The organism is Stenotrophomonas sp. YJH_SMC_27, from assembly GCF_059369815.1.
The window spans coordinates 112,193-128,626 of the sequence record NZ_JCAFTA010000009.1; the positions used below are offsets into that span (position 1 = coordinate 112,193).

At 62.7% G+C, this 16,434-nt stretch carries 16 protein-coding genes and 2 pseudogenes; 10 read left to right on the plus strand and 8 right to left on the minus strand.

The genetic code is table 11. The features are described from left to right. Nucleotides 1-7: 7 nt before the first annotated feature. From AC5P7R_RS14430 to AC5P7R_RS14445, 4 genes are all read left to right on the plus strand, one after another. On the plus strand, nucleotides 8-388 hold the full coding sequence (locus AC5P7R_RS14430) for a CopL family metal-binding regulatory protein (protein ID WP_478435956.1): 381 nt from the start codon (nucleotides 8-10) through the stop codon (nucleotides 386-388). A 75-nt stretch (nucleotides 389-463) separates the two neighbouring features. Then, on the plus strand, nucleotides 464-2,272 hold the full coding sequence (locus AC5P7R_RS14435; protein ID WP_478435957.1) for a copper resistance system multicopper oxidase: 1,809 nt from the start codon (nucleotides 464-466) through the stop codon (nucleotides 2,270-2,272). After that, nucleotides 2,269-3,303 (plus strand): copper resistance protein B, encoded by a 1,035-nt coding sequence (locus AC5P7R_RS14440; RefSeq protein ID WP_495213955.1) that lies wholly within the window; start codon nucleotides 2,269-2,271, stop codon nucleotides 3,301-3,303. Before AC5P7R_RS14435 ends, AC5P7R_RS14440 begins: the two co-directional genes overlap by 4 nt. Before the next feature lie 81 nt (nucleotides 3,304-3,384). Continuing rightward, nucleotides 3,385-3,897: a GNAT family N-acetyltransferase gene (locus AC5P7R_RS14445; protein WP_188250394.1), complete on the plus strand. Its 513-nt coding sequence runs from the start codon at nucleotides 3,385-3,387 to the stop codon at nucleotides 3,895-3,897. A gap of 75 nt (nucleotides 3,898-3,972) precedes the next feature. Here AC5P7R_RS14445 and AC5P7R_RS14450 read toward each other — a convergent pair whose 3' ends face one another. Next, nucleotides 3,973-4,296, minus strand: a complete 324-nt coding sequence (locus tag AC5P7R_RS14450; RefSeq protein WP_188250395.1) for a TFIIB-type zinc ribbon-containing protein — start codon at nucleotides 4,294-4,296, stop codon at nucleotides 3,973-3,975. Between the two features lie 150 nt (nucleotides 4,297-4,446). Here AC5P7R_RS14450 and AC5P7R_RS14455 point away from each other — a divergent pair. Further along, nucleotides 4,447-5,211, plus strand: a pseudogene (locus AC5P7R_RS14455) (CPBP family glutamic-type intramembrane protease); the annotation flags it as partial. Nucleotides 5,212-5,306: 95 nt separating this feature from the next. Then, nucleotides 5,307-5,729 (plus strand): response regulator, encoded by a 423-nt coding sequence (locus tag AC5P7R_RS14460; RefSeq protein WP_111098889.1) that lies wholly within the window; start codon nucleotides 5,307-5,309, stop codon nucleotides 5,727-5,729. Nucleotides 5,730-5,805: 76 nt separating this feature from the next. Here AC5P7R_RS14460 and AC5P7R_RS14465 read toward each other — a convergent pair whose 3' ends face one another. After that, nucleotides 5,806-6,744, minus strand: a complete 939-nt coding sequence (locus AC5P7R_RS14465) for an alpha/beta hydrolase (RefSeq protein ID WP_478435960.1) — start codon at nucleotides 6,742-6,744, stop codon at nucleotides 5,806-5,808. 82 nt (nucleotides 6,745-6,826) lie between these two features. After that, nucleotides 6,827-7,678, minus strand: a complete 852-nt coding sequence (locus tag AC5P7R_RS14470) for an alpha/beta hydrolase-fold protein (protein WP_188250398.1) — start codon at nucleotides 7,676-7,678, stop codon at nucleotides 6,827-6,829. Nucleotides 7,679-8,405: 727 nt separating this feature from the next. Here AC5P7R_RS14470 and AC5P7R_RS14475 point away from each other — a divergent pair. Both AC5P7R_RS14475 and AC5P7R_RS14480 read left to right on the plus strand, forming a co-directional pair. Continuing rightward, nucleotides 8,406-8,762, plus strand: a complete 357-nt coding sequence (locus tag AC5P7R_RS14475; protein ID WP_188250399.1) for a hypothetical protein — start codon at nucleotides 8,406-8,408, stop codon at nucleotides 8,760-8,762. 83 nt (nucleotides 8,763-8,845) lie between these two features. Continuing rightward, nucleotides 8,846-9,175 (plus strand): hypothetical protein, encoded by a 330-nt coding sequence (locus AC5P7R_RS14480; protein ID WP_188250400.1) that lies wholly within the window; start codon nucleotides 8,846-8,848, stop codon nucleotides 9,173-9,175. Between the two features lie 395 nt (nucleotides 9,176-9,570). Here the strand turns inward: AC5P7R_RS14480 and AC5P7R_RS14485 are convergent, their stop codons facing one another. Next, the gene (locus tag AC5P7R_RS14485; protein ID WP_495213958.1) at nucleotides 9,571-10,515 is read right to left on the minus strand and encodes an aromatic alcohol reductase; all 945 of its coding nucleotides are present in this window, start codon (nucleotides 10,513-10,515) and stop codon (nucleotides 9,571-9,573) included. Between the two features lie 142 nt (nucleotides 10,516-10,657). On the opposite strand from AC5P7R_RS14485, the gene AC5P7R_RS14490 reads away from it, so the two are divergent. Then, entirely contained in the window at nucleotides 10,658-11,014 is a 357-nt protein-coding gene (locus AC5P7R_RS14490) for a winged helix-turn-helix transcriptional regulator (protein WP_242015255.1), read from the plus strand. Between the two features lie 187 nt (nucleotides 11,015-11,201). Here AC5P7R_RS14490 and AC5P7R_RS14495 read toward each other — a convergent pair whose 3' ends face one another. Both AC5P7R_RS14495 and AC5P7R_RS14500 read right to left on the minus strand, forming a co-directional pair. Then, a complete protein-coding gene (locus tag AC5P7R_RS14495; RefSeq protein ID WP_188250402.1) occupies nucleotides 11,202-11,783 on the minus strand; it encodes a hypothetical protein in 582 nt (193 codons plus the stop codon). Between the two features lie 97 nt (nucleotides 11,784-11,880). Further along, nucleotides 11,881-12,009, minus strand: a complete 129-nt coding sequence (locus tag AC5P7R_RS14500; protein ID WP_265354712.1) for a hypothetical protein — start codon at nucleotides 12,007-12,009, stop codon at nucleotides 11,881-11,883. 928 nt (nucleotides 12,010-12,937) lie between these two features. Between AC5P7R_RS14500 and AC5P7R_RS14505 the strand changes: the two genes are divergently transcribed. Further along, nucleotides 12,938-15,229: an AAA family ATPase gene (locus tag AC5P7R_RS14505; RefSeq protein WP_188250403.1), complete on the plus strand. Its 2,292-nt coding sequence runs from the start codon at nucleotides 12,938-12,940 to the stop codon at nucleotides 15,227-15,229. A 214-nt stretch (nucleotides 15,230-15,443) separates the two neighbouring features. On the opposite strand, the pseudogene AC5P7R_RS14510 reads toward AC5P7R_RS14505, so the two are convergent. Both AC5P7R_RS14510 and AC5P7R_RS14515 read right to left on the minus strand, forming a co-directional pair. Continuing rightward, nucleotides 15,444-15,764, minus strand: a pseudogene (locus AC5P7R_RS14510) (phage portal protein); the annotation flags it as partial. A 315-nt stretch (nucleotides 15,765-16,079) separates the two neighbouring features. Further along, nucleotides 16,080-16,325, minus strand: coding sequence for a hypothetical protein (locus AC5P7R_RS14515; RefSeq protein ID WP_495213959.1), 246 nt, complete (start codon nucleotides 16,323-16,325; stop codon nucleotides 16,080-16,082). Nucleotides 16,326-16,434: the final 109 nt, after the last annotated feature.

Consider the following 16,434-nt stretch of genomic DNA (forward strand, 5'->3'; position numbering starts at 1 on the left):
TAGCGCCATGTCCCTCGCCTCGACCCTGCTCCGTGTCGTGTTCATGCTCAGCCTGCTGCTCAACGGGCTGAACGCGGCCATGGCCAGTGGTCACGAGGAAATGGGCCGGATGGCCCACGCGGTAGCCGCCCTTGATGGCAGCGATGCCGACTGCCACCACCACGCCGCCATGCAGGCCGACGAGGCCCCACAGGCCAAGGCCCCCGCCCACGACGCCCACTGCCAGATCAAGGACTGCGTGCGCAGTTGCGCCCAGCACCCGCTGCTGGTGGTGCAGCCGTTGCCTTATCTGGCGGGCCCGGCACTGTCGCTGGCGCCGCAGCCGATGCCGGCCACTGGCCGGCCGGCGCCGCCGCTGCCGCCCATCTCACGCCCTCCCATCGGCTGATTCCACACGCACCGTGCGCCCTGCGCACCGTAGCCGGCCACCTGCCGGCGTCTTTACGTGTCTGGAGTCACCACCATGAATACCCGCATTCCCCCCGGTCCGGGCGCTGTGCCCATGCCGTCGCGCCGCCTGTTCGTGCAGGGCCTGGCCGCCGGTGGCGTGGTTGCCGGCATCGCCGCTGTCGGCGTGCCGCAGCGCGCGCTCGCCGCCGCCACGGCCGCCCCACGCCTGGCCGGCGCCCCTGCCGTGCTCAGCGACACCCGCATCGAATTGGCCATCGGCGAATCGCTGGCCAATTTCACCGGCCGCACCCGCCCGGCGATCACCGTCAACGGCTCGCTGCCGGCCCCGATCCTGCGCTGGCGCGAAGGCCAGACGGTGGATCTGTTCGTGCGCAACACGCTGGACCGCCATCCGACCTCGATCCACTGGCACGGCATTCTGCTGCCAGCCAACATGGACGGCGTGCCCGGGCTGAGCTTCAACGGCATCGGCCCCGGTGAGACCTACCACTACCACTTCGACCTCAAGCAGTCCGGCACCTACTGGTACCACAGCCACTCGATGTTCCAGGAGCAGGCCGGCCTGTACGGTGCGCTGATCATCGATCCGGCCGAACCGGCGCCGTACCACCACGACCGCGAGCACGTGATCATGCTGTCCGACTGGACCGACATGGACCCGGGCGCGCTGTTCCGCCGCATGAAGAAGCTTGCCGAGCACGACAACTACTACAAGCGCACGCTGCCCGACTTCCTGCGTGACGTGAAGCGCGACGGCTGGTCGGCCGCGCTGTCCGACCGTGGCATGTGGGGCCGGATGCGGATGACGCCCACCGACATCTCCGACATCAACGCGCACACCTACACCTACCTGATGAACGGTACGGCGCCAGCCGGCAACTGGACCGGGCTGTTCCGCAGCGGGGAAAAGGTACTGCTGCGCTTCATCAATGGCGCCTCGATGACCTACTTCGATGTGCGCATTCCCGGCCTGAAGATGACCGTGGTCGCCGCCGATGGCCAGTACATCCATCCGGTCAGCATCGATGAGTTCCGCATCGCTCCCGCCGAAACCTACGACGTGCTGGTCGAACCCACCGGCCAGGACGCCTTCACGATCTTCTGCCAGGACATGGGCCGCACCGGCTACGCCGCCGGAACACTGGCCGTTCGCCATGGCCTGCAGGCACCGATTCCCGCGCGCGACCCACGCCCGTTGTTGACGATGAGCGACATGGGGCACGACCTGGGCAGTGGTGGCCACGGTGGCCACGACATGGCCGCGATGAAGGGCATGGAAGGCGGCTGCGGCGCCAGCATGGGTCACGGCGCGCACGGCGGCGATACCGCCAGCAAGGCACCGAAGCATCCGGCCAGCGAACGCAACAACCCGCTGGTGGACATGCAGAGTTCGGCCACCGAACCGAAGCTGGACGACCCCGGCATCGGCCTGCGCGACAACGGCCGCCAGGTGCTGACCTACGGCGCCATGCGCAGCCTGTTCGAAGACCCCGATGGCCGCGAGCCCAGTCGTGAAGTCGAGCTGCACCTGACCGGCCACATGGAGAAATTCTCCTGGTCGTTCGACGGCATCCCGTTTGCCAGCGCCGAGCCGCTGCGGCTGAACTACGGCGAACGCATGCGCATCGTGCTGGTCAACGACACCATGATGCAGCACCCGATCCATCTGCACGGCGTGTGGAGCGATCTGGAAAACGCACAAGGCGAATTCCAGGTGCGCAAGCACACCATCGACATGCCACCCGGTACACGCCGCAGCTACCGCGTGCGCGCCGACGCGCTCGGCCGCTGGGCCTATCACTGCCATCTTCTGTACCACATGGAAGCGGGCATGATGCGCGAAGTGAGGATCGAAGAATGAGCCGCTCACTGCTTTCCCCCAGCCTGCTGGCCTTGGGCCTGGCCGCCGCATTGCCGGTGTTCGCGCAGTCGCACGCGGGCCATGACATGGGCGCGATGAACGCGCCTGCGAAGGCCACGAAGTCCGCGAAGACGCCTGCCGAACCGGTCGATCATTCGAAGATGGACCACTCGACCATGGATCACTCGAAGATGAACCACGCCGCGATGCAGCCGGCGACGATGGACCATTCCGCGATGGATCATTCCACGATGGATCATTCCACGATGGATCACTCCAGCATGGATCACGCGGCGATGGGTCACGGCACGCCCGCACCCACCGAACCTCTCGAACCGATCCCGGTCCCGACCGATGCCGACCGCGCCGCCGCCTTCCCGCCGATCGCACATGGCGCGATGGAACACGCGCCGGAGATCAACAGCCTGCTGCTGATTGACCGCCTCGAACACTGGGACGGCAAGAGCAGCAACGGCCAGGCCTGGGAAGCCACCGGCTGGATCGGCGGCAACATCAACCGCCTGTGGCTGCGCACCGATGGCGAACGCAGCCGTGGCCGCACCGAGTCGTCATCGCTGGAGGCCCTGTACGGCCGTAGCGTGTCGCCGTGGTGGGACGTGCTGGTCGGCGTGCGCCAGGACTTCCGCCCCGCCGACTCGCGCACCTGGGCGGCGATCGGCATCCAGGGCCTTGCGCCCTACAAGTTCGAGAGCTCGGCCACGCTGTACATGGGCTCCGGCGGCCAGATGCTGGCCAAGGCCGAAGTCGAGTACGACGTGCTGCTGACCAACCGCTTGATCCTGCAGCCGCTGCTGGAAGCCACGGTGGCAGCCAAGGATGAACCGGAGTACGGCATCGGCCGTGGCCTGAACAAGGTCGAAGCCGGGCTGCGACTGCGCTATGAGTTCAGCCGCCGCTTCGCGCCGTACATCGGCATCAGCCACGAACGCAGTTTCGGCGACACCGCCGACTATGCCGGTGACCACGCGCGCGACACACGTTGGGTCGCTGGCGTGCGCATGTGGTTCTGAGCAGCGTTACGTGAGCAGTGGCCAGCCCCGGCAACCGCCGGGGCCGGCTACACTGCGCCACGTTCCAATGCAGGTTCCATCATGCCGTTGCAGATCCGCCGCGCCACCCTGGCCGATGTCGATGCGCTGTCGGCCATCGCCATCACCACCTACAACGAAACCTGGGGCGACTCCTATCCGCCGCAGGAGCTGCACGATTTCCTGCACGCGCACTACAGCAGCGAACCGCAGCGCATCGAACTGTCCGACCCACGCAGTGCCATCTGGCTGCTGATGGACGGCGACGCCGTGGTCGGCTACCTGGCCGCCGGTGCCAACACCCTGCCGCATGCCGAGGCCCGCGAGGGCGACATCGAATTGAAGCGGTTCTACATCCTGGCCGCACACCAGAACGGCGGCCATGGTGCACGCCTGATGGACGCGTTCATGGCCTGGCTGGACCAGCCGCGCCGCCGCACCCTGTGGGTGGGCGTATGGGAAGAAAACTTCGGCGCGCAGCGCTTCTACGCGCGCTACGGTTGCAGCAAGGTCGGCGAGTACGACTTCATCGTCGGGGATACGCGCGACCGCGAGTTCATCCTGCGGCGGCCGTGATCGCGTCTCTGTAGAGACGCGCCATGCTCGACTATCGGCGGCAACATCCAGTCGAGCATGGCGCGACGCTACAAGCTAGAAATCGAACAGCTCCGACAGGAAGCTATCCTTCTTCTTTTTCTTGTAGCCATGGCCGTACTGCTGGCCACGGTTGTCGTCGTAGCGCTGGCCCAGGTGGCGGGTATCGCGATGCATCACCGGCGGCGGCGTCGCAGCGGCCGGCTGCGCCTGCACAGGTGCCGGCGGCAGCACCGCAGCGCCGGCACCGGCGCGTTCGATGATCTTGTCCAGCTCGCCACGGTCCAGCCACACGCCACGGCAGCCGGGGCAGTAATCGATCTCGATGCCATGGCGCTCGGCCATCTGCAGGGTCTGGGTCTTGCACACGGGGCACAGCATGGGCATGGCTCCTGAAGGTCTGGCAACGACTTTACCTGCCCACCGATGACTGTGCGGCAACACATGACCGATGGCACAGGGACTTCCGGCGCGTGCCAGCGTCCCCGGCCGCCTTCCACACTTCACGCTGGTTCCGCAGGGAGTGCGTGCATGACCGTCCTGTCCCGCCTGCCCAACGCCGCGCGCCTGCTGCTGGTGCTGCTCGGCGTCGGCGTTGGCCTGAATCTGCGCGATGTCGCTGCGGCCGCAGGCGCGCCGATTCCCGCCTTGCCTATGCCCTACGGCGGCAGCCTGCTGGACAACGCACTGGCCGTCCTGCTGGCGCTGCTCCTGGCCGCACTGCTGCGCCCGCGTGGGGTGGGCCTGATGGCCAGCCTGGGGCTGCACGGGAACGGCTGGCGCGGCCCATTGTGGGTGCTGCTGGCCAGCCTGCCCTGCTGGCTGGGCCTGGCGGTGCTGGGCACGCCCAACACCGCACTGACCGCACTCGATGCGACGATGCTCGCCGTGCTGTTCCCACTGGCCGAGGAAGTGCTGTTCCGCGGCCTCGGCTTCGTGCTGCTGGTGAAGCTCATGCGTGGCCCGTGGTCCCTGTTTGCGCTGCCGCAGGCGCTGCTGTTCGGTTGGGTGCACTGGCTGGGCTTCGGCGGCTTCGACGGCGGCGGCACTGCCCTGTTCGTCGGCGCGGTCATCGCACTGGGCGGCTTCATCTTCGCTTGGCTCGACCATCTGGACGGCGACACCCTGTGGTGCGGCCTGGTGCTGCACGTATCGATGAACATGGCGTGGAACGTGTTCAGCCTCGACGACGTCGTTGCGCTGGGCTGGCAGGCCACCAGCCTGCGTATCGGCACCGCGCTGCTGGCGGTGGCGGTGCTGGCCTGGCAGGTACGCCGCCAGCGCCAGCGCTCGCTGCAACGCCCACTTAGCCTGGCGTGCACGCCGGGATCACCCCCGGCTTGCGCATACTTGCGCGCCTTTTCATTGCTGCTTTCCGGAGCTGTAGCGTCATGTTGCTGTCCAAGCGCCACGTCGAACCCCGCGTCCTGCTCATCGAGGACGCCGAGGAAACCCGCGAACTGAGTCGGCTGGCGCTGGAAAGCCAGGCCTGCCACGTGGCGGGCGTGAGCTCTGCCGAAGCGGCATTGGGCCTACTGGCCGCCGGTGAGCGTTTCGATCTGCTGTTCACCGACGTCAATCTGGGTGCAATCAGTGGCATCGAAGCCGCCAACCGGGTCCGCGGCCTGTATCCCCAGCTGCCGATCCTGGTGACGTCGGGCATGGACCAGCACCAGGTGCTGCCGCAGCTGCGCGACGGCATCCATTTCCTGCCCAAGCCGTACAACATGAGCGAGCTGCTCGACGCCATCCGGCTGTGCTTCCGGCATGCCGATGTGGGCGTATTGACCGGGCCGGATTCACAGGCGGCCTGAGGCGTTCATCCACGCATGGCGTGGATCTACTGCAATGGCCCTGTAGATCCACGCCATGCGTGGATGGCGCCCATCATCAACCGCTGCTGTACGGTCCGGTACCCGGGAACACCTTCAGCAGTGCGCGGGTGATCATGTCCGGGTAGACGGTGAAGTGATCCTCGTCATCGATCACCATGTTCTCCACCTTCAATGATCGCCCGCTGCTGCGCAGCTGCTCGGCGAATTCTGCGTTGTGGCGCAGCATGTCGTTGCGGGTGAAATAACGCGGTTCGGGCTTGACCGTTTCAAAGCTGCCCACCGACAGCACCACCGTGGTCGGCTGCGCCGGCGCCTTGGCTTCGGCCTGCATGCGCGGCACCCGATGGTCGTCGAACCACAGCGATGGGCTGGACAGGATGTAGGTGCGGAACATATCCGGGCGCGTGGTCAGCACGTAGGCGCCGAACAGGCCACCATAGGAATGACCCGCATAGGCACGCCGCGCCGGATCGGTGCGGTAGCGTGCATCGACCATCGGCAGCACCTGCGCTGCCAGGAAATCGCGGTAGTGCGCGGCACCGCCGTAGGTGACGTCATCGCTGTAGTAGCCATCGACCGTATGCGCTGGATTGCTGGGCGTGTAATCGCGCGAGCGGCTCTGCTTGGAGGTCAGGCCCTCCTGCGGCGGCAGCCCGACCAGGATGAAGTTCTCGATGTTGACGCCCTGCTGCCCCACCAGGTTGCGCACGCTGCGCACCAGCGGGAAGCTGTACAACGCATCGGTCACGTACAGCACCGGGTAGTGCTTTTCCGGATGCGCCGCATAGTCGGCCGGCAGCGCCACCCAGATCGGGTAATCGCGCCCCACCGGGTCATGCACGCGCAGCGCTTCGGTATCCGGCAGCACCACGCCCGTCGCGGCCTTGGTCGCGTCGCCCTTCGCTTCAGGCTGCGTTGCCGGTGGCGCCACCGACATCGCACAGCCACTCACGGCCACGCAGGCCGCCATACTCCATCCACGCACACGCTGCATCCACACGCTCCCATTGCGGGCGGCGCACCGGATGGCGCCGCTGCCGCATCCTTGCATGCTGTGCACGCCGCTGCCAGTGCGGTCAGGGCGAGGCCGGCGGCGGCGCCGGGAACAGCGTGCGCAGCGCCTGCAAGGCGGCCGGGTGATAGATCGTGGCGTGGGTTTCCTCCGGCAGCGGCAGGTACTTCACCAGTGGCGATGGCGACGCCTGCTGCAGCAGCGTGGCCAACTGTGCGGCGGACGCAGCCAGCTCCGGCTGCCCACTGCTGGCCAGGAACACGCGCGGCTGCGCGCGCATCACGGCCGGCAACTGCTTGGCCGCGGCCGCCAGCATCGTGCCCCGGTTCCACCACAGGCTGGGGTCCAGCGCGATGTAGCTGTTGAACAGCATCGGCTCCTGCAGCAGTGTTTCCACCACGAACAGGCCGGCCAGCGACTCGCCGATCAGTGCGCGCTCGTCGGTGGTCGGGTAACGCTGGCGGACCTGCGGCATCAGTTCATCGCGCAGGAACGCGCGGTAGGCCACCGAGCCACCGATGCGCGGTGCGATCTTCTGGTCCTGCGGGTCGCTGCTGGGGCCGGTCATGTCGCGGCGGCGCTCGGTGTTCTCGATGCCGACCAGCAGGAACGGACGCATGCTGCCGTTGCCGCTGAGCACCTGCACCAGCCCGGCCACATGCAGGAAATCCTCACCGATGCCGCCGTCGGGCATGTAGAGCACCGGCAGCGGCGCTTTCGGGTCCAGGCCCCACGGCTGCGGACGGTAGACATTGATGCGGCGGGTCTCGCCCAGCGCCTTCGATTCGATGGTGAAGGTTTCGCCGATCACCAGCGGGGTTGCCGGCGATGCCTGTGCGGATGGTGCCGGTTCGGCGGCCATCAGCGGCGCGACGGAGATGGCGGACAACAACAGCGACAGCATGATCAAGCGCATGGGGTGACCCGTCCTGGGAAGAGGCCGAGCATAGCGCCCAGCGGCAGGCATTGGCGGCTTCTGCACGCTCAGCATCCCTGCCAGATGCGTGGATCCATGCCATGCGGGGATGACCTCCCCGCGCGCAACCGGGTACGGCTCGGTTTCCCATGCAAATCGCAGCCGAGCATGGCTCGGCTCTACAACACCTTGGACGTCGCAGATGCACCGATTTTTGAGTGCGTGACCCGCTGTTCCGTACCACCACGGCTGGCAAACGTGGCGCCCACTTTCCACGTACCCCATCACGGCAAACGTGCCGTCAGCGGCAGCTAACAGCATTTTGCAACGCGATCAGCCAAGCGCATGAGCACATGCGTCGCGAGCTGTCGCTTGCTGCAATAGCTGCCCCTGCGCGAGCATTCCCGCGCGCCTGGATTCCGCATCGTTCTTCGGAAAATCCTCATTGAGTTCCATGCGCAGGCGTAAACACCATGCTGCGCCACCGACAACGGGTGGCAGCGGGCCTGCAAGCCCGTAATGACATTCACGCTGTTGTTTGCGCTCACCCGCCGACACTGTCTTTGGACCGTGCCGGCGGGTGATCCGTCGGCCTTCATGGCGGGCGCTGCGTGGGGGCCTTCTGGCCCGCCGGTTACTGCGTGATGTCATTCCGGCTTGCAGCCACGCATCGCCCGCCACCCGTTCTGCGCGGTGGCACGCCCACTCCAGAGTCGAGGAAGCCGAGATGACCGATCGTCCGCCCTATGCTTCGTACACCGCCAGCACTCACTATGACGACGACAACCCTTCGCCCGAACTGAGCACGTTTCTGGGCTGCCTCAAGCGCATCCGCGCGGGCGAAGGTGCCGATGGCCAGCCCTGGCCTGAAACCAGCGTTTCCACCGGGCGCGGGGTTGCCCTGTCGCGGGTGGAACGGGCCGCCATCGGCATGCTGACCGTGGCGGAAATGCTGCATGCCGCCGACCGCTGCCGGGCAATGGCCACGCCCGACCGGCATCTGGATGCCGGCGTGGTTGAAGGGCTGTTCTTTGCCTGCCGCGGGCTGGCCGAGCTGGTGTGCCGGGATGTGAGGCCGGAGTAGCCTCACCCTGTACCGCAAACCGGGCCATACTGGGGCCGGGCCGGCCGGTACCGGGTCCCATCGAAACCTACAAGGAGGTTTGTATGTTGAATGTCGTGATCGTTGCCGCGCTGGCTGGCGGCCCCGCTGCATCCGTACCGTATGCCGATTGCCTGCTGGGCAATATCCAGCCCGGGCTGTCCGATCATGCTGTGCAACTGGTACAGCAGGCGTGTGCGGCGAAGCATCCAGACAGTTTCCTTGCCTCGCTGGAACTGGAACGCACCTACAGCGCCCAGCGGCAGGCGCGGTTCGATGCGGATCGTGCGACAGCGGAACGCTCTGCGAATGCTGCCGCCAACGCCGCAGCGGTCGCCGCGCAGGCAGCCGCCGAACGCGAGGCGGCGCGGGCGCGCGGCGCCAAGGCGAAATAGGCATTTTGCGGGCAACAACACAAAAGGCACCGCTGAGCGGTACCTTTTTGAATGACTTGGGTCATTGATTGCATTGGTGGGCCGTGAAGGATTCGAACCTTCGACCAAAAAGATCAAAAGAAGGCTTGCGACTCCTTTGAAAACAACCGGGTGCGCCGCTCTATTTTTCCGCCCGCCGAGCGTGGAACCATTGCCGATCCTAAGCTCACTCGACAATTTTTCCGCCGTCTCAAGGGATATACACGGGGTCCACGACCAAGGTTCCACCGTTTGACGCCGGTTACCGAGCCACTGGTGAACTGGTGTGCCGCGACGTGCGACCATCGTGAGCGTGCGGGCGGGAACGGCAATGAAAAAGGCGCCCAGCGGGCGCCTCCTCACAATCCAGCGGCAAATCAGGAGCGCTGCACGTTGGAATCCAGCCACGCCTGCACGCCCTGTAGCTCGGCCCCGATCTTCGCATTGAAGGTTCGCTCCACATCCCACGCAACGCCCCTCCCTTGGGCAAAGGCGGCGCGATACTTCTTTATCATGTTGCCCGGGTCGTTAGCCAGTTCCTGCATGAGCTGGGGTACGCCCCAGATCACCAGCTCGAAAGGTTCGCCGAACGCCTTCTGCAGAATATCCGGAAGGTCGCCGTAGCGGATGGTGTCACCTGCCAGATACACGATCTCGTTGCGGATCGCAGGTGTGTGGAACACGATGCGCGCTGTCATTGCGCCGATGTCATCCGGCGTGGTCAGGGTGACAGCATTGCTCGCCGAGCCCAACGCGTTCACTTTATGCCCAACCAGGTCGACCACCCCGAAGTCCGGCTCGAAGAGGTAACTGGTGAACATTCCAGTAGAGATGATCACCCAGTCCATCGCAGTCTGCGAACGCAGATACTCGCGCACGTCCAGCTGGGCATCGAACAGGTCCTGGGGACCACCGCGCCCAATGGCATCGAAATCGACACCGAACTGCCAAGGAAAGTAGCGGGGAATACCCGACTTCACCGCCGCACGCGCAACCTTCATTGGCGTATCGCGGCCTGCGGCATAGCCGGTGCATCCAATCACTGTGTCAGAATGCGCAAAGGTAGCCGCCAACGCCTCTACCGATTCAGTCACCAGATCACCAGCAACGATATTCACCCCCAAGGCGCGGATTTCATCGACCACCCGCTGCTTCTCCGGCAGTTCTGAGTCAATCGACGTCGCCCGTAGCATCACACTGATCCGTGTGCCTGGATGACTTACGGCCAAACGTGCAAGGTTCCGGATGACAGGCATTCCAAGCTCGCCTGCGCCGAGCACCAGGATCGACCGAGAGGGGGTAGTGCTGATATGAGATGACATGGAAATCGCCCTGTGTGTGTACGATGGCGGCGATTCTGCTCGCCTACTGGCCCACACGTAAGAAGGCACATCGATGATACCGACCGCACCGTTCATGAGTCCGGAAGAACTGCTAAGGCACTCTCAAGCCATATGCGACGGGATGAGCGAGGACGAAGATGGACTGCGCCGGGAGGTTTTGGCGCACGCTGGTAGCCGCTGGTCCCTGGGCGTCATCCATGCGCTTGGCGTGTATGGAACGCTGCGTCATGCCGAGGTCGCACGACGGATGAAGGGGATCACCCAGCGCATGCTTACGCGCACCCTCCGGCAATTGGAGCGTGACGGGTTGATCAGCCGGGAGGATTTCCACGAAGTACCGCCACATGTGGAGTACAGCATCACAGCGCTGGGCAAGGACCTTCTTGTACTGATGATTCCCATGTGGACATGGGTAGTGGCTCATGCGGAGGAATTCCGCCAATGTCGGCAGAATTTTGATTCTTCAGACGGGAAATGAAGATATAGGCCAGCAGCGGCGCAGGCAGGTAGCCTCCCCCACAGGCGGATGCTCCAGCGCGTCATGACGGGGGTATTCGCGTCGGTCACATCCGACGCCATGCGTTTGGCCTTGTGTGCTTGCTCTTGAGTTGACGACGATCTACTTCTGATCAATCGAGGCTCCCTAGCACGAGGAACGTTGAGCGCTAGGAAGAGATCAGACACTCAACCTGTAGCGAACGAACTCCCCGAGAAGCGATGATCGCATTGAACACCTCGATCATGGTGCGCTGCAGGGCATTCACTTGTAGGCATACATGCTTCGCGACGTCAGCTCTGTCTTGATCTGGCTCCATTGATTCCATTGTTTCCACCGACATCAAGGCCCCGGCCCTCAACGTAATAATGAGCGACAGTCGGTCACTCAAGCCGGCATCAAACACGTTCGTGGTCTCGCAAATTCGATCTATTCGCGTCGTATTGAACTGCTTCAAATAGACCAGCAGAGCTGCTTCCGCACCTGGTTTGGCACTTAGAAGTCCCAGGCCGTTCGAATAGCCGGCTATCTCGGCGTTTCCGTTAGTAAATGCACTAATTGAACGAAGCTGCGCTATCTCGAGCCCTAAATCGCCAGCAATTAGCTGTGACAGGCGGGAAGAGTCTGAACGCCTCCGGGACCAGGCTGAGGCGCGGTCATAAGCAAATACCCCTGCAGCGAGCAGGGCCGACAGTGCTGTACCCGCCGCACTGATGGTGTCTGCCGTCCAGAATGCCGACTGGCTGCTCATCGTCCCCCCAGTGGTCAAGTTCCAACCTGCGAAGGTATCAGCAAACGGCGACTGTGAAAGACGCGACCTGCCTTCGACTTCATCTGTATGGCACGCGCTACCCAGCCCAACCGAAAGGCGGCGAGATCTGCAGCTTGGCCAACCGGTTCGCCCGCACCGCCTCTCGATAGGCCTCGATCTTGGCCACATCCTCGCGCAGGCGGGTCTCGTGCCTGGTCACCCACATTTCGGCGCCGGCGCGGCCCTACTCGTAACTGCTACACCGGCGGGACGGCCCGCCGGGACCATGCCGGTGCCGGTCGAGACCGGCGATCCAGATCCCATCGTTCACCCGTTGTAGCAGTACGACCACCCACACGCCGCTGCAAGCGATGACCGTGGGGGCATCATCCGGGAGGCAGGCAGATCGCGTCGTCCAGTAGAAGTCGGGGGGCAGCGGCATGGCCGGCAGGATACGGCTGGGCGTCGCAAGCGCTGCGACAAGGGCGCGGGCTGCAGGCGTGAGCGCGTGCGGCGGCGGGGAGGCTTATGGCCCGCTTACGCGCGATAGAGCGCAATTTTTGAGGTGACCACGGGAAAGAGGTAACATAGGTAATCAGGCACCCAGATCCTAACAATTTACGTTTATTATCAATCACTTATATAGCTTAAATGAAGGTAACAATAAGGTAACCCTGGAGTGACCAGATTACCTTTTAGAGGGGTAACATCGGCAGAGTAAAAAGTCCTTATTAATCAATGACATTACTTTGTAGGAAGCAAAAAATTACCTCCCATCACTTCAAAAGGTAACCATTCTTATGCCTTTTAAATCATATACTTAGACCACGTTCGGACCCGCGTGTTACCTGGTTACCTTGTCCCCGTGGTCACATGAAAAGTCGGGCCTGCCGAGAAGAGCCATGGAACGCCCGCGTAGGGTCTCGCAGGCGCCCCTCCCGCGCAGGGAACCGCAGGTCCGACCGGCGCTTTGGAACTCCGGGGAGCGCCATACAGGGCCTGGGCTGAGGCTTGGTGCGGGCAGCGCAGAAAAAGCACCCCCTGAAGTGCGCGGCGTGGCGGGGAGACGAGTGCACACCACCGGGCGCGGGTAGGAAAAACCTGAATGAAATGTAAGCAAGGTGTCTGCATACTTGTAGACAAAAGGGGGATCTATGCTTACCAAAATCAACCACATCACAGGAACTGGGCTCTTTGAATCCGCTGGAGCATCGCCGCCGTTCACTGCAGCGACTCTGATCTTTGGCGAGAACGGCCGTGGTAAATCCACCCTCGCTTCTCTACTCCGCTCTTCGACGGGAGAGGAAGGATCAGATATCAATGCGCGCCGCACACTAGGCAACTCTCTTACGCAGACCGCCAGCATTGAGATACAAAGTGCCGGAGGTGTGGAAACCCTCAATCTGAATAGCAACACATGGTCCAGCCACTGGATGGACTTGATCGTGTTCGATGCCGAGTTCGTTAGTAAGAACGTTTACGCAGGGCACGGCGTTTCCCCGGACCAAAGAGCAGGCCTCCTGTCCTTCGCTGTTGGCGAGGCCGCCGTTCAAACGAAGAAGAGCCTCGACGATCTCACGGCTCAGGCGAATGCGGCCGCCGCAACATTCCGCGCGGTTGAGTCGGCACTCAGTCACGCCCGTGGTCCCTTCACTTTGAAACAGTACCGGGCGCTTCCCGCCGACGCAGACTTGCAGCAAAGAATTGATGCGCTGCGACTGCGGTCGAATCAAGCCAAAGACTTGGCAAAGGTAAAAGGTACGCCTGGGGCGCAGCTGATCCCAACACCGAAGCTGGACATTGAAGCGCTCTTTGCGATCTTGCGAAAGAGTGTTGCTGACGTCTCCGAGGCAGCAGCCACGCGCGTGAAAGCGCACATCGCATCGCGCAGCTCGGCAGCATTCGAGGGCTGGCTGGCTGCGGGACTGAAGTACGTGGTGGACGATAACTGTCCGTTCTGCGGGATCGCGAAAGGTGACGAGCCCCTTCTCGCTGCATACCATTCCTACTTCAATGACGAGTATCACGCGTTGAAGGAACAAGCATCCACATTGCCCGCGAACGTGGAGACGCGCGTTGGGGAACAGGTCGCAGTTATAGTCCATAGCAACGTTCAGAAGGCCCAAGCGCAGCTCAGCTATTGGAGAAGCGTACTCAGCCTACCGGCGACAGACTTTGAAGAAGAAAAGTTCAGCTCACTACTCGCAGAATTACGCGAACTGCTTGTCGGCCTCGCAAGATCGAAAAGCGAGTCCCCACTCAGACCCATCGGAGGTCAGGCTGAGCTTGAGCAAGCAGTTCAGATGTGGCAGGGCTTGATTGGTCAGCTCAATTGTTTCAATGAGAGCCTCATCACGTGCAATCAGCTGATCGATTCATATAAGCAGTCGCTCGAGACAGTGCAGCAGCAGCTGATCGAACTTGAAATAAAGAAGCTTGAGATACAAAGAGACAGGCACACCACCGCTGCGATCAATCAGCTCGCTGAATATGACAGTGCTGATCAGACTCGCAACGCACTCGCAAAGCAGAAAGAGACAGCTCGCACCACGCTCAACGGACAGATGGAGGCCATCTTCGTAACGTATGGTGAAAATATCAACAAGCTGCTGGCCGACTTTGGCGCGCAAATTGAGATTCGGTCTCTTAAGCCAGCGTTCCGTGGACAGGGGGCCATTGGTCGAACAGAGTATGAACTGATAGTTCGTGGAAATCCGGTATCCCTAACATCCACAGAGGGTGCGCACTTCGGGAATACTCTCAGTGAAGGCGATAAGCGAGCGCTGGCTTACGCCTTCTTTCTCGCAAAGGTCATCACCACTCCCAACCTGAGCGTAAAGACCGTACTAATTGATGATCCAGTCTGCAGCCTGGACTGGAACCGACGTGCCGCGACCATACGTTCACTGCTGCGTCTAGCAAGAAGTTGCAGGCAATTGATCGTCCTTGCGCATGACGCATTCTTTGTTCGCGCGCTAGGTGAAGGACTGTCAAAACTTCCTGAAACGAAGAACAAAGTCAGCTACATCAAAGTGGTCGCAACAGCAGGAAATGCGTCTGATCTGTCGTCCTTCAACGTAGAAGACGAATGTAAAGGAAGGCATCGGCGAAACATCGATATCCTTTCTGCGTATCTAGCAGATCCGTCCTCCAGCTCCGCCCACCTAGTTTCTAGAACCATCCGCCCGGTTCTTGAAGGATACATAAGAAACCGGTTTCCACTCAGCCCTCCAACCGGAAACATGCTTGGGAACCTTATCGCTTTCATCCAGAGCGCCGATCAGAACTCGCCGTACTTCGCCCTGAAGCCGTTAGTTGGTGAGTTCAATGACATCAACGACTACGCAACTCAGTTCATGCACGAAGATGGTATGCAGGAACCGCCTCTCGTCGAGGCTGAATTGAGAGCGTATTGTCAACGAGTGCTTGCACTTTTGAGCAAATAGACCTTCCGCCGGGCGACTAGTCGCCCGGCGTTTCACGTGCTCAGCCTTCTCTCGGAAGCGCTCCAGCCGCAGGCGCATGCATCCTGCCAGCTCCCGGACAGTCAAACCAAGCGAGGTGGAGACGGCTTACTCCGGCGTGTCGGTCCGTGAGCGCCGATAGTCTTAGCCAGCAGGCGAGCGCATGCGCTGTAGCCCAGGTTCCGCTGCTCCATAATCACGCAATGGGCGCCAGCTCGAACGGTTGGAAGCGAATCACCTCATCGCCGAGCCATTCATTCAGTGCCGTAAGTCGCGTCTGCAGTGGTGACAGTTCCATCGCAGTCCATACGGTTGCCGCCTCGCGGATCGAGCCAAAGCCACCGCTGTTCTGCGGCACGATGCCCAGCAGCTGCGGCGGGGTGCGCAGCGAGGCCAGCATGTCGTCTCGGGTCACGCTCTTGATGCCGGTGAATTCATCCTTCGCCGCAACCTCGCTGACGGGAATCAGCTTCAGACCGTCCTTGCTGCCGCCCGGCGAGTGCAGGAACACGATGCGGCAGCGCTACGACCATGAACTGCCGTTGGTTCAACCGCCAGGCAGGAGAAATGCACTTGAGCGTGGAACCACGTAATTTTCCCGCCAATTTTCCCGGCGGCATGAAAAAGGCGCCCGGTGGGCGCCTAAGTCGTTGATGCAATGGTGGGCCGTGAAGGATTCGAACCTTCGACCAAAAGATTAAAAGTCTGACGAAGAACCATTGCGGCACAAGGCTTTGGCCTCAAGATCCGCTCCGCAACACCATCTGCAACAGCGCCCTGAAACCCTTGTGTGGCTTGGCGCTGTTTCTCGTTGCGGAGCGCCGGAAGCGCCCTACCCCATCCACTCGAACGGCGGCTTCAGGCGGTCCTTCAGCAGGCGGTTCCCCGCGATCGCCTCCCGGTACTCTCGGATCTTGGCCAGGTCCTCGCGCAGACGGGCCTCGTGCCTGGTCACCCACAGCTCGGCGCCTACCCGGCCCTGCTCGTAGCTGCTGCACCAGCGGAATGGACCGCCTGGGCCATGCCGGTGCCGGTCCAGCGAGGCGATCCAGATCCCGTCGTTCACCCGCTGGGTCATGGCCACCACCCACACCCCTTCACAGGCAATGACGGTCGGGAGGTCATCCCGGTGGCTGGATGACCTGGTCGTCCAGTAGAAGTCGGCGGGGAGCGGCATGGCCGGAAGG